The organism is Mesorhizobium sp. U510 (assembly GCF_059180695.1).
The window spans coordinates 5,173,983-5,196,830 of sequence record NZ_CP180532.1 but is presented as its reverse complement, the minus strand read 5'-3'; the positions used below and the strand labels follow the sequence as shown (position 1 = coordinate 5,196,830).

The following is a 22,848-nucleotide window of genomic DNA, read 5'->3' as shown; positions in this document are numbered from 1 at the left end:
CGAAAAATGCTTCAGGATAAAGACCGCATCTTCACCAACATCTACGGCCTGTTCGACAAGTCGCTGGCCGGCGCCATGGCGCGTGGCGCCTGGGACAACACGCCCGGCATCGTCGCCAAGGGGCGCGAATGGATCGTCAATGAGATGAAGGCGTCCGGCCTGCGCGGCCGTGGCGGCGCCGGCTTCCCGACGGGCCTCAAATGGTCGTTCATGCCCAAGCAGAGCGATGGCAGGCCTAGCTACCTCGTCATCAACGCCGACGAATCCGAGCCTGGCACCTGCAAGGACCGCGACATCCTGCGCAACGACCCGCACACGCTGGTCGAAGGGGCGCTGCTCGCCGGCTTCGCCATGGGCGCGATTGCCGCCTACATCTATGTGCGCGGCGAGTTCATCCGTGAGCGCGAGGCGCTGCAGCGCGCCATCGACGAGGCCTATGAGGCCAAGCTGATCGGCAAGAACAACACGTCCGGCTACGATTTCGACGTCTACATGCATCACGGCGCCGGCGCCTATATCTGCGGCGAAGAGACGGCGCTGCTGGAAAGCCTGGAAGGCAAGAAGGGTCAGCCCAGGCTGAAGCCGCCATTCCCGGCCAATGTCGGCCTTTATGGCTGCCCGACCACCGTCAACAATGTCGAATCGATCGCGGTGGCGCCGACCATCCTGCGCCGTGGCGCGGCCTGGTTCTCGTCCTTCGGCCGGCCCAACAATGTCGGCACCAAGCTGTTCTGTGTCTCCGGCCACGTCAACAATCCGTGCACCGTCGAAGAGGCGATGTCGATCCCGTTCCGCGAACTGATCGAGACGCATTGCGGTGGCATCCGCGGCGGCTGGGACAATCTGCTCGCGGTCATCCCGGGCGGCGCCTCGGTGCCGCTGGTGCCGGCCGAGCAGATCATCGACACGCCGATGGATTTCGACGCGCTGCGCGACCTCAAATCCGGCCTCGGTACGGCGGCCGTCATCGTCATGGACAAGTCGACCGATGTCGTGAAGGCGATCGCGCGGCTGTCCTACTTCTACAAGCACGAGAGCTGCGGCCAGTGCACGCCGTGCCGCGAAGGCACAGGCTGGATGTGGCGGGTGATGGAGCGGCTGGTGCGCGGCGAGGCGCAGAAGCGCGAGATCGACATGCTGCTCGACGTCACCAAGCAGGTCGAGGGCCACACGATCTGCGCGCTGGGCGATGCGGCGGCATGGCCGATCCAGGGCCTGATGCGGCATTTCCGCGGCGAGGTGGAGCGGCGCATCGACGAGTTTTCGCGCAACGCGCATCGAGCCGAACCGGTGATGGTGGCGGCGGAATAGAAGATTTTTGAATGCTGGAATAACGGGGCGGGGCGAACGAAGAAACGACCAGGAGAACTCTATGGCGCCGTATTCGACACCCTACCCATTGATGCCTAATTTGGACCAGATCGAGAAGATGAACCAGGACCTGACCAGGATGATGCCGAAGGAGATGGCCAGCGCCGTCAACCTTTTCGCGCACCCTGTCGCTGGTGCGGCGGCAATGTCGGCGCTTGGCATCGGGCTTGCCAATCATGCGTTCGGCGTCTGGCTGGGGGCACTCACAGGAGCCGCCGAGGCATCACAGCGCCTGATGCAGCCGCTGATCGAGGATTTCGAGGCGCGCGTCGAGCAATTCGAGGACGCGAGCTCGTCGTCCATCAAGGCGCGGGCGACGGCCAAAACCATGATTGCCGAGGCGCAGTCCTTCGCGCAGGAAGTCACCGACATCGCCGCCAAGGAAGCCGCCACCACGGTGCCTGCGGTAAATGTCGCTCCTGCAACGAGCGAGGCCGCCGACGTTCTGCTGCCCGAGGATTTCAGGCAGCCCAAGGCTATGGACAAGCCGGCGAAACCGTCCGACCTCAAGGCGATATCGGGCATCGGTCCGAAGCTGGAAAAGGTGCTGAACGGGCTCGGCATCTGGACCTATGCCCAGATCGCCGCCTGGTCGCCGCAGGAGATCGCCTGGGTCGACGACTATCTGTCGTTCAACGGCCGTATCGGCCGTGACGAGTGGACTGCGCAGGCGGCTGTGCTGGCCGCGAAGAAGTGAATGAAATGCCGGGCGCTGCGTCTGACGCGCCCGGGAAATGAGATTGCGGGAAATCCGCAGGGGTTTGAAGCGAATGGCAAAGCTCAAGGTCGACGGGAAAGAGATCACTGTACCCGACCACTACACGCTGCTGCAGGCGGCGGAAGACGCGGGCGCGGAAGTGCCGCGCTTCTGCTTCCATGAGCGGCTGTCGATCGCCGGCAATTGCCGCATGTGCCTGATCGAGGTGAAGGGCGGGCCGCCCAAGCCGCAGGCCTCCTGCGCCATGGGCGTGCGCGATTTGCGCCCCGGCCCCAATGGCGAGCCGCCGGAAATCTTCACCAACACGCCGATGGTCAAGAAGGCCCGCGAAGGCGTGATGGAGTTCCTGCTGATCAACCATCCGCTGGATTGCCCGATCTGCGACCAGGGCGGCGAATGCGACCTGCAGGACCAGGCGATGGCCTTCGGCGTCGATTCCTCGCGCTATCATGAGAACAAGCGCGCGGTCGAAGACAAGTATATCGGCCCGCTGGTCAAGACAGTGATGAACCGCTGCATCCACTGCACGCGCTGCGTCCGCTTCACCACGGAAGTCGCCGGCATTTCCGAACTCGGCCTGATCGGCCGCGGCGAGGACGCCGAGATCACCACCTATCTCGAACAGGCGATGACCTCGGAATTGCAGGGCAATGTCATCGATCTGTGCCCGGTCGGCGCGCTGACCTCCAAGCCCTTCGCCTTCCAGGCGCGGCCGTGGGAACTGACCAAGACCGAATCCATCGACGTGATGGACGCCGTCGGCTCGGCGATCCGCATCGACAGCCGTGGCCGCGAAGTGATGCGCATCCTGCCGCGCGTCAACGAGCAGGTGAACGAGGAGTGGATTTCCGACAAGACCCGCTTCATCTGGGACGGGTTGCGCACGCAGCGCCTCGACCGTCCCTATGTGCGCAAGGACGGCAGGCTGGTTGCGGCAAGCTGGGCCGAAGCGTTCGCGACGATCAAGGACGCGGTGTCGAAGACCACGCCCGAGAAGATTGGCGCCATCGCTGGCGATCTCGCGGCGGTCGAGGAAATCTACGCGCTGAAGCTGCTGATGGCTTCGCTCGGCTCTAAGAATGTTGACTGCCGCCAGGATGGCGCCGCACTCGATCCGGCGCTCGGCCGTGCCAGCTACATTTTCAACCCGACCATCGAAGGCATCGAGCAGGCCGATGCGGTGCTGATCATCGGCGCCAATCCGCGATTCGAGGCCTCGGTGCTCAACGCCCGCATCCGCAAGCGCTGGCGGGTCGGCAATCTGCCGGTCGGCGTCATCGGCGATGTCGGCGACACACGCTACGAGTATGAATTGCTCGGTGCCGGGCCGGATTCGCTGAAGGATCTGGCCGACGGCAATGGCACGTTCTTCCAGACGCTGAAGAAGGCGACGCATCCGCTGATCATTATCGGCCAGGGCGCGTTGGCGCGCGCCGACGGCGCGGCCGTGCTCGGCCAGGCGGCGAAGCTCGCCGCTGCTGTCAATGCCGCTCGCGCCGACTGGAACGGCTTTGCCGTGCTGCACAATGCGGCGGCCAGGGTCGGCGGCCTCGATCTCGGCTTTGTGCCGGGCGAGGGTGGCAAGGATGTCGCCGGTATGCTCGGCGAAACGGACGTGCTGTTTCTGCTCGGCGCCGACGAGATCGATATGGGCAAGACCGGCGGCGCCTTCGTCGTCTATATCGGCACCCATGGCGACCACGGCGCGCATCGCGCCAATGTCATCCTGCCGGCGGCTGCCTACACGGAAAAGTCAGGCACCTACGTCAACACCGAAGGGCGCGTGCAGCAGACCAACCGCGCCGGTTTCGCGCCTGGCGATGCGCGCGAGGACTGGGCGATTCTGCGGGCCCTGTCCGACGTGCTGGGCAAGAAGCTGCCGTTCGATTCACTGCCGCAACTGCGCGCCAAGCTCTATGGCGAGTATCCGCATCTGGCCCGCATCGATCAGGTCGCGGCCGGCAATGCCGAGGACATTGCCGGCGTGGCGAAGCTCGGCGGGCGACTGAACAAGGGCACCTTCACCTCGCCGGTCAAGGATTTCTACCTGACCAACCCGATCGCGCGGGCATCGGCCGTGATGGCGGAATGCTCGGCACTGGCCAAGAGCGGCTTCAAGCAGGCGGCGGAATAAGCATGGACACCTTCTTCTCCTTCTACGTGCTGCCGGCGCTGCTGATCCTTCTGAAGTCAGTCGTGCTGATCGTGGTGCTGCTGATCTTCGTGGCCTACATCCTCTACGCCGACCGCAAGATCTGGGCGGCGGTGCAGTTGCGCCGTGGCCCGAACGTCGTCGGCCCCTGGGGCACGCTGCAGGCCTTCGCCGACCTGTTGAAATTCGTCTTCAAGGAACCGGTCATCCCGTCCGGCGCCAACAAGGGCGTGTTCCTTCTGGCGCCGCTGGTATCGGCGGTGCTTGCGATTTCGGCCTGGGCGGTCATTCCAGTCAACCAGGGTTGGGCGATCGCCAACGTCAATGTCGGCATCCTCTATGTCTTCGCCATCTCCTCGCTCGAGGTCTACGGCGTGATCATGGGCGGCTGGGCGTCGAACTCGAAATATCCGTTCCTCGGCGCGCTGCGTTCGGCCGCGCAGATGGTCTCCTACGAAGTCTCGATCGGCTTCGTCATCGTCACCGTGCTGCTCACCGCCGGCTCGCTCAACCTCAGCGATATCGTGATGTCGCAGCAGGGTGGGCTTGGCACCAGACTCGGCCTGCCCAACACCTTCCTCGACTGGAACTGGCTGGCGCTGTTCCCGATGTTCATCATCTTCTTCATCTCGGCGCTGGCCGAGACGAACCGCCCGCCTTTCGACCTGGTCGAGGCCGAATCGGAACTGGTCGCCGGCCATATGGTCGAATATTCGTCGACGCCGTTCCTGCTGTTCTTCCTCGGCGAGTATGTCGCCATCGTCCTGATGTGCGCGCTGGCGACCATCTTGTTCCTCGGCGGTTGGCTGCCGCCCTTCGACTTCGCGCCCTTCACCTGGGTGCCCGGCGTCATCTGGTTCGTGCTGAAGGTGTGCTTCGTGTTCTTCGGCATCTCGATGGTGAAGGCCTTCGTGCCGCGCTACCGCTACGACCAACTGATGCGGCTGGGCTGGAAAGTGTTCCTGCCGATCTCGCTGTTCATGGTTGTCGCCACCGCAGCCTTCCTCAAGATCACGGGGTTTGCGTGATGTCCGCTTTGTCCCAGGCCGCAAAATCGCTGCTTCTGCAGGATTTCGTCAGCGCCTTCTTCCTGTCGATGCGCCAGTTCTTCGCGCCGAAGGAGACGATCAACTATCCGCACGAGAAGGGGCCGACCAGCCCGCGCTTCCGGGGCGAGCATGCGCTGCGCCGCTATCCCAATGGCGAGGAACGCTGCATCGCCTGCAAATTGTGCGAGGCGATCTGCCCGGCGCAGGCCATCACCATCGAGGCCGGCCCGCGCCGCAATGACGGCACGCGCCGCACGGTGCGCTACGACATCGATATGGTGAAGTGCATCTATTGCGGCTTCTGCCAGGAAGCCTGCCCGGTCGATGCCATCGTCGAGGGGCCGAATTTCGAATTCGCGACTGAAACGCGCGAGGAGCTCTACTACGACAAGGACAAGCTGCTGGCCAATGGCGACCGGTGGGAGCGCGAACTGGCGCGCAACATCTCATTGGATGCGCCGTACCGCTGATATTTGACGCATGGACGAGGCGAGGGGCCTCGTCTAAGGACACAACGAAACTTGCCGACCGGAGGCGGTCGCAAAAATCAAACACGACGAATGTCCTGTTTGGGATAGGAACCCGGGGGAACCCCAATGCTGAGTGGACTAGAGGCGGCCTTTTTCTACCTCTTCGCCTTTGTCGCCGTGGCGTCGGCGTTCATGGTCATTTCATCGCGCAACCCCGTGCATTCGGTGCTGTTCCTGATCCTGACCTTCTTCAACGCCGCCGGCCTGTTCATGCTGACCGGCGCCGAGTTCCTGGCGATGATCCTGCTCGTCGTCTATGTCGGCGCGGTCATGGTGCTGTTCCTGTTCGTCGTCATGATGCTCGACGTCGACTTCGCTGAAATGAAAGAGGGCGCGCTGCAATACGCGCCGATCGGCGCGCTGGTCGGGCTGATCCTGGCGGCGGAGCTGATCGTCGTGCTCGGCGGCTACACATTCGCGCCGAAGCTGGCCGCGACAGTGTCCAAACCGATCCCCGATCTCGCCACGCGCTCGAACACGGCCGCGCTCGGCGACATCCTCTATACCGACTACCTCTACTACTTCCAGATTTCGGGCCTCATCCTGCTGGTTGCCATGATCGGCGCCATCGTGCTGACGCTGCGTCACAAGGAAGGGATCAAGCGGCAGTCGATCGCAGCCCAGGTCGGCCGCACGCCGGCCACCGGCATGGAAATCCGCAAGGTCAAGTCGGGCGAAGGAGTCTGAGATGGTCGTCGGCATCGCACATTATCTGACCGTATCGGCGATCCTGTTCACGCTCGGCGTGTTCGGCATCTTCCTGAACCGCAAGAACGTCATCGTCATCCTGATGTCGGTCGAGCTGATCCTGCTTGCGGTCAACATCAACTTCGTCGCCTTTTCGGCGGCGCTCGGCGATCTGGTCGGCCAGGTGTTCGCGCTGTTCGTGCTGACGGTCGCGGCGGCTGAAGCCGCCATCGGACTTGCCATTCTCGTCGTCTTCTTCCGCAACCGCGGCTCGATCGCGGTCGAAGACGTGAACATGATGAAGGGTTGACGGAACCACCATGTATCAGGCCATCGTCTTCCTTCCACTGCTCGGCTTCCTGATCGTCGGCCTGTTCGGCACGTCGCTCGGCGCCAAGGCGTCCGAATACATCACCTCCGGCTTCCTGGTGATCTCCGCGGTGCTGTCGTGGGTCGCCTTCTTCAGCGTCGGCTTCGGCCATGGCGAAGTGTTCACCGTGCCGGTGCTGCACTGGATCCAGTCCGGCGGGCTGGACGTGTCCTGGGCACTGCGCATCGACACGCTGACGGTGGTGATGCTGGTGGTGGTCAACACCGTTTCGGCGCTGGTCCATATCTATTCGATCGGCTACATGCACCACGATCCGAACCGGCCGCGCTTCTTCGCCTATCTATCGCTGTTCACCTTCGCCATGCTGATGTTGGTGACGGCCGACAACCTCGTGCAGATGTTCTTCGGCTGGGAAGGGGTCGGTCTCGCCTCCTACCTGCTGATCGGTTTCTGGTACAAGAAGCCGTCGGCCAACGCCGCAGCCATCAAGGCCTTCGTCGTCAACCGCGTCGGCGATTTCGGTTTCGCGCTCGGCATTTTCGGTGTGTTCGTGCTGTTCGGCTCGGTCAATCTCGGCACCATCTTCGCCAATGCGGCGACGTTCGTTCCGGCCGAAGGCGCGCCGCAAGGTGCTGCCGTGCTGACCTTCCTCGGCCATGCGCTGGACAAGCAGGCGGCGATGACCGTCGTCTGCCTGCTGCTGTTCATGGGCGCCATGGGCAAGTCCGCGCAGGTGCCGCTGCACACCTGGCTGCCGGACGCCATGGAAGGCCCGACGCCGGTCTCGGCTCTCATCCATGCCGCCACCATGGTGACCGCCGGCGTGTTCATGCTGGCGCGGTTGTCGCCGCTGTTCGAACTGTCGCATTCGGCGCTGACCGTGGTGACCTTCATCGGCGCCTTCACCGCCTTCTTCGCGGCGACCGTCGGTCTCGTTCAGAACGACATCAAGCGCGTCATCGCCTATTCGACCTGCTCGCAGCTCGGCTACATGTTCGTGGCGCTCGGCGTCGGCGCCTATGGCGCGGCGATCTTCCACCTGTTCACGCACGCCTTCTTCAAGGCGCTGCTGTTCCTCGGCTCGGGCTCGGTCATCCATGCCGTCTCCGACGAGCAGGACATGCGCAAGATGGGCGGTCTGCGCAAGCTGATCCCGACCACCTACTGGATGATGGTGATCGGGACGCTGGCGCTGACCGGCGTCGGCATTCCGGTGACCGTCATCGGCACCGCCGGTTTCTTCTCCAAGGACGCCATCATCGAGAGCGCCTTTGCCAGCCACAATTCGGTTGCCGGCCTCGCCTTCGTGCTTTTGGTCATCGCCGCCTGCTTCACCTCCTTCTATTCCTGGCGGCTGATCTTCATGACCTTCCACGGCCAGCCGCGGGCGAGCCATGAGGTGATGCACCACGTGCATGAATTGCCGCCGGTGATGCTGGTGCCGCTGTTCATCCTGGCTGCGGGTGCACTGTTTGCCGGCATCATCTTCCACAATTCCTTCATCGGCGAAGGCTATGCCGAGTTCTGGAAGGCGTCGCTGTTCACGCTGCCGGACAATCACATCCTGCACGAAATCCACGAACTGCCGCTGTGGGTCGAACTGTCGCCCTTCATCGCCATGCTGATCGGCTTCGCGGTGGCCTGGAAGTTCTACATCCGCTCACCGGAATTGCCCCGAAGCGTCGCCGCCAACCATCGCTTGCTCTACGCCTTCCTGCTCAACAAGTGGTATTTCGACGAGCTGTACGACTTCCTGTTCGTGCGGCCCGCCAAGCGCCTTGGCCATTTCCTGTGGAAGACCGGTGACGGCACCGTCATCGACGGGCTCGGGCCGGATGGCATTTCGGCGCGGGTCGTCGATGTCACCAACCGCGTCGTCAAGCTGCAGACCGGCTACCTCTATCACTATGCCTTCGCCATGCTGATCGGCGTTGCCGCACTCGTCACCTGGATGATGCTCTGATGACCGCCTGGCCAATCCTCTCGCTGGTCACCTTCCTGCCGCTGGTTGGTGCGCTGCTGATCCTGTTCATCAGGGATGACAGCGAAAACGCGCGCCGCAACATCCGCGCCATCGCGCTGTTGACGACGACGTTCACCTTCATCGTCTCGCTGTTCATTTGGACCGGCTTCGACAATTCGCAGGCCGGCTTCCAGTTCGTCGAGAAATTCGCCTGGCTCGACTCTGGCATTTCCTACCATATGGGCGTCGACGGCATTTCCATGCTGTTCGTCATCCTGACGACGTTCCTGATGCCGCTCTGCATCCTGGCGTCGTGGGAAGCGATCGACAAGCGCGTCAAGGCCTACATGATCGCCTTCCTGCTGCTCGAGACGCTGATGATCGGCGTGTTCTGCGCGCTGGATATCGTGCTGTTCTATGTCTTCTTCGAGGCCGGCCTGATCCCGATGTTCATCATCATCGGCGTCTGGGGCGGCAAGCGGCGCGTCTATGCCTCGTTCAAGTTCTTCCTCTATACGCTCGCCGGCTCGGTGCTGATGCTGCTCGCCATCATGGCGATGTTCTTCCAGTCCGGCACGACCGACATCCCGACGCTGTTGACGCACAGCTTCCCGGCCAACATGCAGACCTGGCTGTGGCTTGCCTTCTTCGCCTCCTTCGCGGTGAAGATGCCGATGTGGCCGGTGCACACCTGGCTGCCCGACGCGCACGTCGAGGCGCCGACGGCGGGTTCGGTGATCCTGGCCGGCATCCTGCTGAAGATGGGCGGGTACGGCTTCCTGCGTTTCTCCCTGCCGATGTTCCCGCTGGCCTCCGAAATGTTCGCGCCGCTGGTGTTCACCCTCTCGGTCGTCGCCATCATCTATACCTCGCTGGTGGCGCTGATGCAGGAGGACATGAAGAAGCTGATCGCCTATTCGTCGGTCGCTCATATGGGCTTCGTCACCATGGGCATCTTCGCCATGAACCAGGAAGGCGTGCAGGGCGCGATCTTCCAGATGCTCAGCCACGGCCTGGTCTCGGGCGCGCTGTTCCTGTGCGTCGGCGTCATCTATGACCGCATGCACACGCGTGAGATCGCTGCCTATGGCGGGCTGGTCAACAACATGCCGAAATACGCCACCGTGTTCATGGTCTTCACCATGGCCAATGTCGGCCTGCCCGGCACCAGTGGTTTCGTCGGCGAGTTCCTGACCATGCTCGGCGTGTTCCGGGTCAACACCTGGGTGGCGTTCTTCGCCGCCACGGGCGTCATCCTGTCGGCGGCCTACGCGCTCTGGCTCTACCGCCGGGTGATCTTCGGCGCGCTGACCAAGGACAGTCTGAAGGGGCTGCTCGACCTGTCGTTGCGCGAGAAGGTGATCATCTACCCGCTGGTCGCGCTGGTCATCTTCTTCGGCGTCTATCCCGCTCCCGTCTTCGACGCGACGGCCCAGTCGGTCAAGTCGCTCGTCACCAATGTCACCGCATCCATCGGCGCCGCGCAAACCGCGGCGGCGAACTGACCCAGGGGTTTTGCGAACCATGACGCCGGACCTTCTCTCCAGCCTGTCGCTCTCGACGCCCGAGCTGATCCTTGCCATCGGCGCGCTCGCGCTGCTGATGGTCGGCGCCTATTCGCGTGCCAACACCGCCAATACGGTGACCGGCCTTGCCGTCGCCGTGCTGGTGGTCGCCGGCGTCTGGCTGGTCTTTTCCACGGGGCAGGGCAGCGCCTATGGCAACGCCTTCATCCAGGATCCCTTCTCCCGCTTCATGAAGGTGCTGGCGCTGGTCGGCTCAGCGGTGACGCTCGTCATGTCGATGCGCTTTGCCAAGGCGGAGCGTTTCGACAAGTTCGAATATCCGGTGCTGATCCTGCTGTGCACGCTCGGCATGATGCTGATGATCTCGGCCAACGGCATGATCGGGCTCTATCTCGGCCTCGAGCTGCAGTCGTTGGCGATCTACGTGCTGGCGGCGATCAACCGCGACAATCTGCGTTCGACAGAGGCCGGCCTGAAATACTTCGTCCTCGGCGCGCTGTCGTCGGGCATGCTGCTCTACGGCATCAGCTTGGTCTATGGCTACACCGGCAACACCGGCTTCCAGGAAATCGCCTCGGCGCTCGGCAGTGGCCCGCGCCAACTCGGTCTCGTTTTCGGCCTGGTCTTCGTGCTTGCCGGCCTTGCCTTCAAGATCTCGGCGGTGCCGTTCCATATGTGGACGCCCGACGTCTATGAAGGCGCACCGACGCCGGTGACGGCCTTCCTGGCGGCGGCCCCCAAGATGGCGGCGATGGCGCTGATCGTGCGCGTCACTATGGGCGCGTTTAAGCCGATCGCCGCCGATTGGCAGCAGATCATCGTCTTCATCTCGATCGCCTCGATGGCGCTCGGCGCCTTTGCCGCGATCGGCCAGACCAATATCAAGCGCCTGATGGCCTATTCCTCGATCGGTCACATGGGCTACGCGCTGGTCGGCCTTGCCGCCAACAGCCAGGCCGGCGTGCGTGGCGTTGCCATTTACATGCTGATCTATCTGGTGATGACGCTCGGCACCTTCGCCTTCATCCTCGCCATGCGGCGCAAGGAAGGCAATGTCGAACAGATCAGCGACCTGGCCGGGCTGTCATCGACCAACCCGATCATGGCCACTATTCTCACGATCCTGATGTTCTCGCTGGCCGGCATTCCGCCGCTCGCCGGCTTCTGGGGGAAGTGGTACGTCTTCCTCGCCGCCATCAACGCCAACCTCTACGCGCTGGCGATCATCGGCGTGCTGGCCTCGGTGGTGGGCGCCTATTACTATCTGCGCATCATCAAGATCATGTGGTTCGACGAACCGGTCGGCGGCTTCGTGCCGATGGCCAGTGAATTGCGTGTCGTGCTCGGCGTCTGTGGCGCCTTCGTGCTGTTCTATGTGCTGATCGGCGGACCGATCGGCACCTATGCCGAAGCCGCCGCCAAGACATTTTTCTGACGGGATGGCATTTCGGCTGGCCCCAACCTCGGCGTCGGAAGGGTTCCGGCTCGAGGCCCATGACAGCGTCGGCTCCACCAACACGGTGGCGCTGGACCACGCCCGGGCAGGTGACCCGGGCAGGCTGTGGGTTGTTTCCAAGAAGCAGGAAAGCGGGCGTGGCCGGCGCGGCCGCGCGTGGGTGTCGCCCGATGGCAACCTGGCGGCGACCTTGCTCGTCATCACCGGTGGTGAACTACGGCTGGCCGCGACGCTGGGTTTCGTCGCGGGCCTTTCGCTTGCCGATGCACTCGACGCCGCGGTGCCGAAGGGCCGCATCGCCGTAGGACTCGATGGCGCAAGCCAGGGACAAAACCGTTTCGAGCTGAAATGGCCGAACGATGTGCTTGCTTCGGGCGCCAAGCTCGCCGGCATCTTGCTGGAGTCGGCGATACTGGAGGGCGGCCGTTTCGCGGTGGCGGTCGGCATCGGCGTCAATGTCGTGGCGCACCCCAGGGATTTGCCTTATCCCGCGACATCGCTGCAAGCTCTCGGCGCGACATGCGATGCCGAAACGCTGTTCCTGGCGCTGTCGGATGCATGGAGCGAAAACGCCCGGCTGTGGGATGAAGGCCGCGGCCTTGCCGCCGTCAGGCGGCGCTGGCTGGCGCGCGCGGCGGGGCTCGGCGGCGAGGTAGCCGTCAGAATTGACGGTAATGTGGTGCGTGGGGTGTTCGAGACCATTGACGAGGACTGCCGTTTCGTGATCCGCGACGATGAGGGGGCGGTGCTGACGATCGCGGCCGGCGACGTGCATTTCGGCGCGGTCGCGTCCGCTCAAGTATAGTTTGTTTCTGCGCAATTCCGGACGGAAAACCGTTAGACACTTTTCCTGGAATTGCTTTAACGGCTTGGCCCGAGGGTCAGGAAGGGAAAAATCATGGCGAAAGCGGAAAACGCCGAACTCGTCTTCGTGCCGCTCGGCGGCGTCGGCGAGATCGGCATGAACTTCGCCCTCTACGGCTACGGCCCGCCGAGCGCGCGCGAATGGATCGTCATCGATGTCGGCGTCACCTTTCCCGACGCGGCGCATCCGGGCGTCGACCTGATCCTGCCCGACACGCGCTTCATCGAGGAGAACCTCGCCAATCTGCGCGGCATCATCATCACCCACGCGCATGAGGACCATTATGGCGCGCTGCTCGACATCTGGCCGAGGCTGAAGGCCCCCGTGTGGATGACGCCGTTCAGTGCCGGGCTGCTGGAAGCCAAGCGGCAGGGCGAGCAGGGGGCGCCGAAGATTCCGCTGACGATATACCGGGCCGGGGAGAAATTCACCGTCGGTCCGTTCGAGATCGAAGCCATTCCGGTGGCGCACTCCATCCCCGAGCCGATGTCGCTGGCCATCACCACGCCAGCCGGCACGGTCATCCACACCGGCGACTGGAAGATCGACCCAGAACCGACGATCGGGCCGAAGACCGACGAGGCGCGCTTCCGTGCCTATGGCGACAAGGGCGTGCTGGCGCTGATCTGCGATTCGACCAATGCGCTGCGCGAAGGGGAATCGCCGTCGGAAGTGGCGGTTGGCGAGGGGCTCAAGGGCGTCATCCAGAGCGCCGTCGGCCGTGTCGCCGTGACGACCTTCTCCTCCAATGTCGGGCGTATCGTCTCCATCGCCAAGGCGGCGCGCGATGCCGGCCGCCAGTGCCTGGTGCTCGGCCGCTCGTTGAAGCGCGTTATCGACGTTGCCGACGAGCTTGGCTATATGGACGGCCTGCCGGAATTCATTGCCGAGGAGGATTTCGGCTTCATCCCGCGCGAAAACCTGGTCATCATCTGCACCGGCAGCCAGGGCGAGCCGCTGGCAGCACTTGCGAAACTGTCGCGCGACGAGATGAAATCGGTGTCGCTGACGGCGGGCGACACGGTGGTGTTCTCCTCACGCACCATACCCGGCAATGAGAAGGCGATCCTCGAGATCAAGAACCGCCTCATCGATCTCGGCATCAAGATCATCGAGGACGGCGACGCCCTGGTGCACGTCTCCGGCCATCCCCGGCGCAGCGAGTTGCGCAAGATGTATGAGTGGGTGCGCCCAAAGATCGGCGTTCCCGTGCATGGCGAGGCGGCGCATCTGGTGGCGCAGGGCTCGCTGATGTCGACCTCCGGCATCGGCCAGGTGGCGCAGGTGCGCGACGGCGACATGCTGCGGCTCGCTCCCGGCCCCGCCACCATCATCGACCAGGTGCCGTTCGGCCGCATCTACAAGGACGGCAATCTGATCGGCACCGACCAGGCGATGGGCATTCGCGACCGGCGCAAACTGTCCTTTGCCGGCCATGTCGCGGTCAATGTCGTGCTCGACGACAAATACGAGCTCGCCGGCGATCCCGATCTGGTCGCCATCGGGGTCGCCGAGGCCGACGCCAGCGGCGAGACGCTGGAGGATTTGATGATCGATGCGGCCGTCGGTGCGGTCGATTCGATTCCCCGCCAGCGGCGCAAGGACCTCGACCTGGTACAGGAAGCGGTGCGGCGCGCGGTGCGCGGCGCCGCCAACGAAGCCTGGGGCAAGAAGCCGCTGGTGACGGTGTTCGTCACCAGATGAGGGTAGCGCTGGTTCGCGGCTCTAGACGTTCAGCTGATAGCTGACCGGGAGCCAGCGAAAAGAGCCGTTCACCGCTTCGATGTAGCCCAGGCCTGGAAACGGCATGTGATGGCCGGCGACCAGCAGGCGCTGGTCCGCCGCCATCTTCAGCAAACGCTTGCGGGTCTCGATCGCCCGTTCCTTGTCATCATCGAAATCCGCATGCCATTCCGGATGCTGGATGGACACGACATAGTGCAGGAACGCATCCGACCAGATCAGCAATCGCTGGCCGCCGCTTTCGACGAGAAATGCCAGCAGGCCGGGGGAATGGCCTGACGCGTCGATGGCGGTAATGCCCGGCAGCACCTCATCTCCAGGCGCTATGAACGTTGCCCGGTCGGCCAGTCCGGTGCAAATCCGCCGGAACAGATCACGGTTGGCCAACCTGGCCGGGCGCACCGTTGTTGCCTCGGTCCAGAAAGCGAATTCAGCCGCGCCGAACACATAGCGTGCCTGGCTGAAAACAGGTCTACCGTTGCTGACAAGCCCACCGATGTGGTCCGGGTGGCCGTGGGTGATGACCACCACGTCGATATCGTCAGGATCAAGCCCAAGGTCCTGCAAGCACTCCAGGAGTGAACTGCCCTCATCGCCGCATCCGGTGTCGAACAGGATCCTTTCGGATCCGGTGTCGATCAGCGTCGGGATGAAGCAGTGCTCGAATCGATCCCGGTCGATGAAGTTCGAGACCGCGAGTTGCTGCACCGCGGTTGGCGGCTGTCCGGCCGCGAAGGCTGCTGCAAGATTGTCTCTGATATCGACAGCGTCGAGCAAGGCGGCAATCTTGAATGAGCCGAGATCGAAGGTGAAAACGCGGGCGCGGGCAGGGCGGATGTAAGACATTGCCGTTTGTACTTTGCGGTTGTGGGCCGGAATAGCCTCGATCGTGATTCGGCCGAATGTTCACCAAAGTGCGACAGTGCGCGCCTCGTGAATGGCTGTTGATCTCAGCCGATTTGACGTATGACGCCAGCCAGTGGACAGAAGAGAGATAGCTCCCACATGCTCGGACGGCTGAACCATGTCGCGCTTGCGGTGCCGGATCTGGCTGCCGCCGTTGCCGCCTACCGCAACACGCTTGGCGCCGAAGTGACGGAGCCGCAGGCTTTGCCGGAGCATGGCGTCACGGTGGTGTTCGTCAATGTCGGCAACACCAAGATCGAATTGCTGGAACCGCTGGGCGAGGGCTCGCCGATCGCCGCGTTCCTGGCGAAGAACCCGTCAGGCGGCATGCATCATCTCTGCTACGAGGTCGACGACATCCTGGCCGCGCGGGACCAGCTCAAGGCCGCAGGCGCGCGCGTTTTGGGCGACGGCAATCCGAAAACCGGCGCGCATGGCAAGCCGGTGCTGTTCCTGCATCCGAAGGATTTCTTCGGCACGCTGATCGAACTGGAGCAATCATGAGCTGGGTTTCGTTCACCGCCCTGTTTTTCGCGACCTGGTGGGTGGTGCTGTTCGCCGTACTGCCGTTTAGCGTCAGGACGCAGGACGACGATCATGACGTGACACTGGGCACGGTTCCAAGCGCGCCGCGCGGGCCGCACATGCTGCGCGCGGTGATCCGCACCACCATCGCCACGGCGATCCTCATGGGCATTTTCTATGGGGTGACGCACGGGCTGGGCTACAGCCTCAACGACATCCCGCATATCGTGCCGGATTTCGGCCAGACCCCGGCGAAATAGATCGCCCGGCGAGAGTGCGACGACGACGTCGATGCGCCGCGGATGAGGGTCGAGACGCTGCCATGCTTCACGGCTGACCGCTTGCTGACGTTAGGTCATGTGTTCTGACAGCACGCCACGCTAACCAGATGATTGCACAAAAAAAATGCAAGGCACGAGGCCTTGCAATTAAACGCGTCCGATCTGTTTCCGGTTTCCGGCGGCAGCGAGTAACCGCGCCTAGATCGCATCCTCCCAAGACTTTGACCGCGTAGGAGAGCAGATTTTTCTCCGCCCTCTCGGTTATCGCGGCACACTAGCCTAAGCCGAATGAAAATGTCACGAAGAATTTTGCCTCGAAACAGGCATTCTCGTGCTGCACTGCACAATAGTATGGCATGCTTTGCTTGGGAAACGACCAGCAAGGCTCGGCGGAGCCTTTGCGGCATGTTCTGGATTGACGCGCGCAAAGAATTGGCGGCCAAACCGAAGAGGTTCGGCATGCCCGATGCCGGCACGTCATGGTCCGGAAACCGGAGGATTCCGGGCCGTAGCGCGCTAATGTGCCGCCATGCCCGGGTTTCCATTCCGTCATGAAATGGCTATGAAGCCGGGGCAAGCAAGCCTGCGTCGCGCCGATTCTGGCGTGGCCGTTCTCATTCACGGACCAGTCCATGCGTTTGTCGCGCTATTTCCTGCCTATCCTCAAAGAAAATCCGCGCGAGGCCGAGATCGTCTCGCATCGGCTGATGCTGCGTGCCGGCATGATCCGCCAGCAGGGGCAGGGCAGTTTTTCTTGGTTGCCACTTGGCAAGCGGGTGTTGGACAAGGTCTGCCAGATCATCCGCGAGGAGCAGAACCGCGCCGGCGCGCTGGAAATCCTGATGCCGACCATCCAGTCGGCCGATCTGTGGCGCGAAAGCGGCCGCTACAACGACTATGGCAAGGAGATGCTGCGCATCAAGGACCGCCAGGACCGCGACATGCTCTACGGCCCGACCAACGAGGAAATGGTCACCGAGATCTTCCGCGCCTATGTGAAGTCCTACAAGGATTTGCCGCTCAACCTCTACCACATCCAGTGGAAGTTCCGCGACGAGGTGCGGCCACGCTTCGGCGTCATGCGCTCGCGCGAGTTCCTGATGAAGGACGCCTATTCCTTCGACCTCGACTTCGAGGGCGCGAGGGCTGCCTACAACAGGATGTTCGTCTCCTACCTCAGGACGTTTACGCGCATGGGCCTGCAGGCGATTCCGATGCGCGCCGACACCGGGCCGATCGGCGGCGACCTCAGCCATGAATTCATCATCCTGGCCGATACCGGCGAAAGCCAGGTTTTCTGCCATCGCGACTATCTTTCGCTTGCCGTGCCGGGCCCCAATACCGACTTCGCCAATGACGGCGAGATATCAGATATCGTCAAGACATGGACGACGCCCTACGCCGCCACCGACGAGATGCATGACGAAGCAGCTTGGGAAAGGGTGCCCGAGAGCGACAAGGTTTCGGCACGCGGCATCGAGGTTGGTCACATCTTCCATTTCGGCGAGAAGTATTCCAAGCCGATGGGCGCCAAGGTGACCGGACCGGACGGCAAGGACCATTTCGCCTCCGGCGGTTCCTACGGCATCGGCCCGTCGCGCCTGGTCGCGGCGATCATCGAAGCCAGCCATGACGAGAACGGCATCGTCTGGCCCGACGCGGTGGCGCCGTTCGACATCGGCCTGATCAACATGAAAGTGGGCGACGCCGATTGCGACCGTGTCAGTGAAGAGCTGAATGCCGCCTTCACCGCCGCCGGCAAGGACGTGCTCTATGACGACACCGACCAGCGGCCGGGCGGCAAGTTCGCCACCGCCGACCTGATTGGTCTGCCCTGGCAAGTGATCGTCGGACCGCGCGGCGTGGCCGCCGGCGAGGTCGAGATCAAGAATCGCAGGACCGGCGAGCGCGAAACGCTGCCGATCGCCGATGCGAAAAAACGCTTCGGTGTCGCCGCATGAGCGAGGCGGCGGCGGCAAGATCAGCGGGCGCCGGCCCGTTCTCCTTCTTCGAGCGCACGGTTGCCTGGCGCTATTTGCGCTCGCGGCGCAAGGAGACGGTGATCTCGGTCATCGCCTCGATCTCCTTCCTCGGCATCATGCTGGGGGTGGCGACGCTGATCGTCGTCATGGCTGTGATGAACGGGTTCCGCGCCGAGCTTTTGACGCGCATCCTTGGCGTCAACGGCCATCTGATCGTGCAGCCGCTCGACTCGCCGCTTGAGGACTACGCCCAGGTTGCCGGCCGCATCAACGGCGTGCCCGGCGTCAAATACGCCATTCCGCTGATCGACGGCCAGGTGCTGGCGCAAGGCAATGTCGGCGGCGGCACGGGCGCACTGGTGCGCGGTATCAGGGGCGAAGATCTCGGCAAGATCGCCATCGTCGCCAACAACATCAAGCAGGGTTCGCTCGCCGGTTTCGATTCGGGCGAGGGCGTCGCCATCGGCAAGCGCATGGCCGAGAATCTCGGCCTGACGCTGGGCGACACCATCACGCTCATCTCGCCCGATGGCGACGTAACGCCGATCGGCACGACGCCGCGCATGAAAGGCTACAAGATCGCGGCGATCTTCGAAGTCGGCATGTCGGAATATGACACGTCCATCGTCTACATGCCGTTCTCCGAAGCGCAGCTCTATTTCAACATGGATGGCCGCGCACAGACGATCGAGATCTATGTCGACAATCCCGACAATGTCGACGCGCTGAAACCGAAGGTGGAAGAGGCAGCGCAGCGGCCGATCGACATGGTCGACTGGCGCCAGCGCAACGAGACCTTCTTTTCCGCCCTGCAGGTCGAGCGCAACGTCATGTTCATGATCCTGACGCTGATCGTGCTGGTGGCGGCGCTCAACATCATTTCGGGACTGATCATGCTGGTGAAGGACAAGGGGCACGACATCGCCATCCTGCGCACCATGGGCGCCTCGCGCGGCGCCATCCTGCGCATCTTCCTGATGACGGGGGCGGCGATCGGCGTCACCGGTACGCTCGCCGGCGTGCTGCTCGGCGTCGTCATCTGCACCAACATCGAATCGATCCGCCAGTTCTTCTCCTGGATGACCGGCAAGGTGCTGTTCAACCCGGAGCTCTATTTCCTCAGCCAGCTGCCGGCGAAGATGGATCCGCGCGAGACGACCTATGTCATCATCATGGCGCTTGGGCTGTCCTTCCTGGCAACGGTGTTTCCGGCATGGCGGGCCGCCCGCCTCGATCCGGTCGAAGCCTTGAGGTACGAGTAGTGGCCGAGATCATTATCGAGCTGAAGAGCGTCGAGCGGCACTATGTCCAGGGGCCGCGCAAGCTCACCATTTTGAACGGCGCCGATTTCTCGCTGAAGCGCGGCGAGATGGTGGCGCTGGTGGCGCCATCCGGCACCGGCAAGTCGACGCTGCTGCATACGGCCGGCCTGCTGGAACGCCCCGACGCAGGCGACGTGATCCTGGCCGGCCGGGCCTGCGGGCGGCTCTCCGACGACGAACGCACGTCAATCCGCCGCAACGATGTCGGCTTCGTCTACCAGTTCCACCATCTGCTGCCGGAGTTTTCCGCGCTGGAAAACATCATGATGCCGCAGCTGATCAAGGGCCTGCCGCGCAAGGAAGCGGCCGAGCGCGCCGCGCAACTGCTCGACTATATGCAGATCGGCAAGCGCGCCTCGCACCGGCCGTCCGAACTCTCCGGCGGCGAGCAGCAGCGCGTCGCCATTGCCCGCGCCGTCGCCAATGCTCCGCTGGTGCTGCTGGCCGACGAGCCGACCGGTAATCTCGACCCGGTCACCGCCTCCTATGTCTTCGAGGCGCTGGGCGCGCTGGTCAAGCAATCGGGCCTGGCGGCGCTGATCGCCACCCACAATCACGAGCTGGCATCGCGCATGGACCGGCGCGTCACGCTCGCCGACGGCAAGGTCGTGCCGCTTTAGGCTGTGCCGATATCAGGCGAATTGACCGAATATCGACACATCCGCGAAGATGGGTTTGGCCGAATCTTCATATGGCTTTCTAGACCTCGCCGAGGGCCTGTCGCCATTCACTATCGTGACCTGTTGATAGGCGTCTCGCCATCAACCTTTCCTTAACCCTGCCGATCTGATCGCCCGGAGATTCTTGCCGGGACCGGATTCTGCGCGTTGACATTGAAACAAAATTAGAACAAATTGCGAACATATCAACAACAGGAGAGAGTTATGACCGATCTGGTTCAGGATGTCATCTCACTGGTTTGCATGAGCACTTTCCTCATTTCCATGGCGATCTGGATCGGCGCCATGTGATCTGGCGGCTCTCGCCGCCGTCGTTCCTGGCGGATGAAGTCCGCTTTCCCGTTAAGCCTTTCTTGCCGCCGCGGCGCTAGGGTGCGCCTCTCAGGCAGGGAGCAACATTCAGGTGTCGCCCATCGTCACGGCCATTCTGGTGGCCAGCAATCTCGGGCTGATCTTTCTCTTGATGACCGTGCCGCTTGGTTCGCGCACGGTCAGGGTCAGCCGCGTGATTGCGATGGACCGCCAGCGACTCTGGCAGGCGCTATGGCCGCTTGGCAGCGATGCCGGCTGGTCCGGCGAGATCCTGTCGGCCGAGCCGCTGGACGGGGAGGGTGTGTCCCGCATCATGCTGTCGTGGGAAGGCCGCGACGGCAAGCCGATCGAGCGCAGGGCGCGGTTTGACGATGTCGTCGAGGGCAGCCGCTTCTCGATGCGCGTGCTTGAGGATACGGCGCTCGATGCCTCGTTCTGGAAAGACTATCGCGAAACCGCCGAGCTCGTCTCCGAAGGCAGCGGCGCGCGGGTAACGCTCGGCCGGACGGATCGTTACCGCGGTGTTGCCTTTCTGGTGTTCCGTTATTTCGCCATGCGCCGCGAACTGTCCAAGCTGCAGCGTTGGGCGATGACCGGGCAGTACCGCAAGGGCGGTTGGTTCGAGCATCCGCTGAGCCAGGTCGGCTTTGCCGTGCTGTCGGCATTGATCTTGTGGCCGTTCTTCGGCCTTCACCTCGGGGGGCTGGCGCTGGCCGCCATCCTGACGTCGGTCGTTGCCCTGCACGAGCTTGGCCACATGGCGGCATTCCGGCTGATGGGCCACCGCAAGGCGCGGATGATCTTCATCCCGCTGCTCGGCGGCATCGCCATTGGCGGCCGGCCCTACAACAGCCGTTTCGAAGTGGCCTTCGTGGCGCTGATGGGGGCGGGTTTTTCCGCCTTCCTGGTGCCGATCGTCATCGCCGCCAGTGCGCTGGCCGGCAGCGAGGGGCATAAGGGCGCGGCCGCGCTGCTGGCGGCGCTGGCAGGCTGTGCGGCCCTGTTCAACATCGCCAATCTGGTGCCGGTGTGGAAGTTCGATGGCGGCCAGGTGCTGCGCCAGATCTGCCCGGGGCCGGTCGCGCTGGCGCTGGCCTCGTTCTTCCTGCTCTCGGCATTTTTGGCGGTGGGCTGGCGGGCCGGCTTTTCCTCCGGCTTTCTGCTGGCGACGGGAGCGGTCTTTTCAATCCTAAGCCTGCTGACGATGGGCAGCGGGGTGAAGCCGCGTTACGAGCTGAAGCCTATCCGTACCGTCGACCGCTTCGCCATCGCCGGCGCACTGCTGGCGGCGTTCGTCATCCATGGCTGCGGCGTTCTGTGGGCGTCGGCGCAATTGCTTTGAGCTGGAAAGGATCAACCCGTCTTGCGGGCAGCCTCGGCCGACAAGGCCGCCACGGGACCAAAAACATCCTCGAAGGCTGATTTCAGCGCCAGATCCAGATCGGCCATGCCGACGGGCAGGCCGAGGTCGACGAGGCTGGTGACGCCATGGTCCTGGACGCCGCAGGGAACGATGCCGCCGAAATGCTCGAGCTCCGGTTCGACATTGATGGCGATGCCGTGAAAGCTCACCCAGCGCCGCAGCCGGATACCGATCGCGGCGATCTTATCCTCCGCCGGCGAGCCGTCCGGCAGGGCAGGGCGATCAGGCCGCACCACCCACACGCCTACCCGGTCCTCGCGGCGTTCGCCGCGCACGTTGAAGGCGGCGAGCGTGCCGATGATCCATTGTTCGAGCGCGGCGACGAAAGCGCGCACATCCTCGCGCCGCCGTTTCAGGTCGAGCATGACATAGGCGACCCGCTGGCCCGGCCCATGATAGGTGTATTCGCCGCCACGTCCGGCGGCAAAGACGGGAAAGCGATCAGGCTCGATCAGGTCCTCGATGCGGGCGCTGGTGCCGGCAGTGTAGAGCGGGGGATGCTCGACCAGCCAGACCATTTCGCCGGCGGCCCCGCTGCGGATCGCCTCGGCCCGCGCTTCCATGAAGGCCAGTGCTTCGGGGTAGGCGGTAAGGCCGGGCTCGATGCGCCACTCCACCGGTGCCGAACCGGGGAGCGGCAGGAACGACGTGGCGATCTGGCTGCGTTCTGTCATGGTTCTTCGTTTTTGTTCATGCATGCCGCGATCCCAAAACCGCCTCGCGCTTTCGGGCAACATGCATTCGCCTCCCATATGGCGATATCGGACGCAAACGTCCAGTTCCGCATGCTCATTCCGATCCTGTGGACCGATATGCCAATCGGTTGAGATTATTGCGCATCGCGCACTTGTTTCGCCGGAAACGATTTGCTACACGCCGCGAGCCGGTCGGTTCCGGCTCCTACCACGTGCGGTCGTGGCGGAATTGGTAGACGCGCAGCGTTGAGGTCGCTGTGGGGCAACCCGTGGAAGTTCGAGTCTTCTCGACCGCACCAAATTTCCTGAAGCAAGCCTTCGGACGCCTTGA

20 protein-coding genes and 1 tRNA gene are annotated in these 22,848 nt (G+C 63.3%); 19 read left to right on the top strand and 2 right to left on the bottom strand.

Features of this window, described 5'->3' with window-relative positions; translation table 11 throughout:
* Positions 1-6: 6 nt before the first annotated feature.
* The 12 genes from nuoF to ACLGL5_RS26930 all read left to right on the top strand — a co-directional run bounded on the left by nuoF (position 7) and on the right by ACLGL5_RS26930 (position 14,352).
* Complete coding sequence (gene nuoF / locus ACLGL5_RS26985; protein ID WP_019858939.1) at positions 7-1,311, top strand: NADH-quinone oxidoreductase subunit NuoF; 1,305 nt, start codon at positions 7-9, stop codon at positions 1,309-1,311.
* Between the two features lie 61 nt (positions 1,312-1,372).
* Positions 1,373-2,068: a helix-hairpin-helix domain-containing protein gene (locus ACLGL5_RS26980; RefSeq protein ID WP_069092414.1), complete on the top strand. Its 696-nt coding sequence runs from the start codon at positions 1,373-1,375 to the stop codon at positions 2,066-2,068.
* A gap of 73 nt (positions 2,069-2,141) precedes the next feature.
* Positions 2,142-4,223 (top strand): NADH-quinone oxidoreductase subunit NuoG, encoded by a 2,082-nt coding sequence (nuoG, locus tag ACLGL5_RS26975; protein ID WP_069092413.1) that lies wholly within the window; start codon positions 2,142-2,144, stop codon positions 4,221-4,223.
* A 2-nt stretch (positions 4,224-4,225) separates the two neighbouring features.
* Positions 4,226-5,269, top strand: coding sequence for an NADH-quinone oxidoreductase subunit NuoH (nuoH, locus tag ACLGL5_RS26970; RefSeq protein WP_019858935.1), 1,044 nt, complete (start codon positions 4,226-4,228; stop codon positions 5,267-5,269).
* Entirely contained in the window at positions 5,269-5,760 is a 492-nt protein-coding gene (gene nuoI / locus ACLGL5_RS26965) for an NADH-quinone oxidoreductase subunit NuoI (RefSeq protein ID WP_027046992.1), read from the top strand. Before nuoH ends, nuoI begins: the two co-directional genes overlap by 1 nt.
* A gap of 126 nt (positions 5,761-5,886) precedes the next feature.
* Positions 5,887-6,507 carry an NADH-quinone oxidoreductase subunit J gene (locus tag ACLGL5_RS26960; RefSeq protein ID WP_019858932.1) on the top strand — a complete coding sequence of 207 codons (621 nt, stop codon included), beginning with the start codon at positions 5,887-5,889 and terminating at the stop codon, positions 6,505-6,507.
* 1 nt (position 6,508) lies between these two features.
* Complete coding sequence (gene nuoK / locus ACLGL5_RS26955; protein ID WP_019858930.1) at positions 6,509-6,817, top strand: NADH-quinone oxidoreductase subunit NuoK; 309 nt, start codon at positions 6,509-6,511, stop codon at positions 6,815-6,817.
* A 10-nt stretch (positions 6,818-6,827) separates the two neighbouring features.
* Positions 6,828-8,801 (top strand): NADH-quinone oxidoreductase subunit L, encoded by a 1,974-nt coding sequence (gene nuoL, locus ACLGL5_RS26950; RefSeq protein ID WP_494372801.1) that lies wholly within the window; start codon positions 6,828-6,830, stop codon positions 8,799-8,801.
* Positions 8,801-10,306 (top strand): NADH-quinone oxidoreductase subunit M, encoded by a 1,506-nt coding sequence (locus ACLGL5_RS26945; protein ID WP_069092412.1) that lies wholly within the window; start codon positions 8,801-8,803, stop codon positions 10,304-10,306. Before nuoL ends, ACLGL5_RS26945 begins: the two co-directional genes overlap by 1 nt.
* A gap of 19 nt (positions 10,307-10,325) precedes the next feature.
* On the top strand, positions 10,326-11,762 hold the full coding sequence (gene nuoN / locus ACLGL5_RS26940; protein ID WP_019858927.1) for an NADH-quinone oxidoreductase subunit NuoN: 1,437 nt from the start codon (positions 10,326-10,328) through the stop codon (positions 11,760-11,762).
* Positions 11,763-11,766: 4 nt separating this feature from the next.
* Positions 11,767-12,588: a biotin--[acetyl-CoA-carboxylase] ligase gene (locus ACLGL5_RS26935; RefSeq protein WP_069092411.1), complete on the top strand. Its 822-nt coding sequence runs from the start codon at positions 11,767-11,769 to the stop codon at positions 12,586-12,588.
* A 93-nt stretch (positions 12,589-12,681) separates the two neighbouring features.
* Positions 12,682-14,352: a ribonuclease J gene (locus ACLGL5_RS26930; protein ID WP_019858925.1), complete on the top strand. Its 1,671-nt coding sequence runs from the start codon at positions 12,682-12,684 to the stop codon at positions 14,350-14,352.
* A gap of 21 nt (positions 14,353-14,373) precedes the next feature.
* Here the strand turns inward: ACLGL5_RS26930 and ACLGL5_RS26925 are convergent, their stop codons facing one another.
* Positions 14,374-15,237, bottom strand: a complete 864-nt coding sequence (locus tag ACLGL5_RS26925) for an MBL fold metallo-hydrolase (RefSeq protein WP_069092410.1) — start codon at positions 15,235-15,237, stop codon at positions 14,374-14,376.
* Between the two features lie 159 nt (positions 15,238-15,396).
* Here ACLGL5_RS26925 and mce point away from each other — a divergent pair, with 159 nt between their 5' ends.
* The 6 genes from mce (at position 15,397) to ACLGL5_RS26895 (ending at position 21,741) form a co-directional block, all read left to right on the top strand.
* Positions 15,397-15,801 (top strand): methylmalonyl-CoA epimerase, encoded by a 405-nt coding sequence (gene mce, locus ACLGL5_RS26920; RefSeq protein ID WP_069092409.1) that lies wholly within the window; start codon positions 15,397-15,399, stop codon positions 15,799-15,801.
* On the top strand, positions 15,798-16,082 hold the full coding sequence (locus ACLGL5_RS26915) for a DUF1467 family protein (RefSeq protein ID WP_069092408.1): 285 nt from the start codon (positions 15,798-15,800) through the stop codon (positions 16,080-16,082). The genes mce and ACLGL5_RS26915 overlap by 4 nt, the downstream gene beginning before the upstream one ends.
* Before the next feature lie 653 nt (positions 16,083-16,735).
* Entirely contained in the window at positions 16,736-18,064 is a 1,329-nt protein-coding gene (gene proS / locus ACLGL5_RS26910; protein WP_069092407.1) for a proline--tRNA ligase, read from the top strand.
* The gene (locus ACLGL5_RS26905; RefSeq protein ID WP_019858920.1) at positions 18,061-19,347 is read left to right on the top strand and encodes a lipoprotein-releasing ABC transporter permease subunit; all 1,287 of its coding nucleotides are present in this window, start codon (positions 18,061-18,063) and stop codon (positions 19,345-19,347) included. The genes proS and ACLGL5_RS26905 overlap by 4 nt, the downstream gene beginning before the upstream one ends.
* Positions 19,299-20,027: an ABC transporter ATP-binding protein gene (locus ACLGL5_RS26900; RefSeq protein ID WP_171880380.1), complete on the top strand. Its 729-nt coding sequence runs from the start codon at positions 19,299-19,301 to the stop codon at positions 20,025-20,027. The genes ACLGL5_RS26905 and ACLGL5_RS26900 overlap by 49 nt, the downstream gene beginning before the upstream one ends.
* 463 nt (positions 20,028-20,490) lie before the next feature.
* Positions 20,491-21,741: a site-2 protease family protein gene (locus ACLGL5_RS26895; RefSeq protein WP_069092406.1), complete on the top strand. Its 1,251-nt coding sequence runs from the start codon at positions 20,491-20,493 to the stop codon at positions 21,739-21,741.
* Positions 21,742-21,752: 11 nt separating this feature from the next.
* On the opposite strand, the gene lipB is transcribed toward ACLGL5_RS26895, so the two are convergent.
* Positions 21,753-22,496, bottom strand: coding sequence for a lipoyl(octanoyl) transferase LipB (gene lipB, locus ACLGL5_RS26890; RefSeq protein ID WP_038647476.1), 744 nt, complete (start codon positions 22,494-22,496; stop codon positions 21,753-21,755).
* A 235-nt stretch (positions 22,497-22,731) separates the two neighbouring features.
* Here lipB and ACLGL5_RS26885 point away from each other — a divergent pair.
* Positions 22,732-22,816: transfer RNA gene (locus ACLGL5_RS26885), tRNA-Leu, on the top strand.
* The last annotated feature ends 32 nt before the right edge of the window (positions 22,817-22,848 follow it).

Bases quoted from the DNA above. Each gene is read 5' to 3' on its own strand.
- nuoF (WP_019858939.1), top strand. From the start codon at position 7: ATGCTTCAGGATAAAGACCGCATCTTCACCAACATCTACGGCCTGTTC.
- ACLGL5_RS26980 (WP_069092414.1), top strand. From the start codon at position 1,373: ATGGCGCCGTATTCGACACCCTACCCATTGATGCCTAATTTGGACCAG.
- nuoG (WP_069092413.1), top strand. From the start codon at position 2,142: ATGGCAAAGCTCAAGGTCGACGGGAAAGAGATCACTGTACCCGACCAC.
- nuoH (WP_019858935.1), top strand. From the start codon at position 4,226: ATGGACACCTTCTTCTCCTTCTACGTGCTGCCGGCGCTGCTGATCCTT.
- nuoI (WP_027046992.1), top strand. From the start codon at position 5,269: ATGTCCGCTTTGTCCCAGGCCGCAAAATCGCTGCTTCTGCAGGATTTC.
- ACLGL5_RS26960 (WP_019858932.1), top strand. From the start codon at position 5,887: ATGCTGAGTGGACTAGAGGCGGCCTTTTTCTACCTCTTCGCCTTTGTC.
- nuoK (WP_019858930.1), top strand. From the start codon at position 6,509: ATGGTCGTCGGCATCGCACATTATCTGACCGTATCGGCGATCCTGTTC.
- nuoL (WP_494372801.1), top strand. From the start codon at position 6,828: ATGTATCAGGCCATCGTCTTCCTTCCACTGCTCGGCTTCCTGATCGTC.
- ACLGL5_RS26945 (WP_069092412.1), top strand. From the start codon at position 8,801: ATGACCGCCTGGCCAATCCTCTCGCTGGTCACCTTCCTGCCGCTGGTT.
- nuoN (WP_019858927.1), top strand. From the start codon at position 10,326: ATGACGCCGGACCTTCTCTCCAGCCTGTCGCTCTCGACGCCCGAGCTG.
- ACLGL5_RS26935 (WP_069092411.1), top strand. From the start codon at position 11,767: ATGGCATTTCGGCTGGCCCCAACCTCGGCGTCGGAAGGGTTCCGGCTC.
- ACLGL5_RS26930 (WP_019858925.1), top strand. From the start codon at position 12,682: ATGGCGAAAGCGGAAAACGCCGAACTCGTCTTCGTGCCGCTCGGCGGC.
- ACLGL5_RS26925 (WP_069092410.1), bottom strand. From the start codon at position 15,237: ATGTCTTACATCCGCCCTGCCCGCGCCCGCGTTTTCACCTTCGATCTC.
- mce (WP_069092409.1), top strand. From the start codon at position 15,397: ATGCTCGGACGGCTGAACCATGTCGCGCTTGCGGTGCCGGATCTGGCT.
- ACLGL5_RS26915 (WP_069092408.1), top strand. From the start codon at position 15,798: ATGAGCTGGGTTTCGTTCACCGCCCTGTTTTTCGCGACCTGGTGGGTG.
- proS (WP_069092407.1), top strand. From the start codon at position 16,736: ATGCGTTTGTCGCGCTATTTCCTGCCTATCCTCAAAGAAAATCCGCGC.
- ACLGL5_RS26905 (WP_019858920.1), top strand. From the start codon at position 18,061: ATGAGCGAGGCGGCGGCGGCAAGATCAGCGGGCGCCGGCCCGTTCTCC.
- ACLGL5_RS26900 (WP_171880380.1), top strand. From the start codon at position 19,299: ATGGCGGGCCGCCCGCCTCGATCCGGTCGAAGCCTTGAGGTACGAGTA.
- lipB (WP_038647476.1), bottom strand. From the start codon at position 22,496: ATGACAGAACGCAGCCAGATCGCCACGTCGTTCCTGCCGCTCCCCGGT.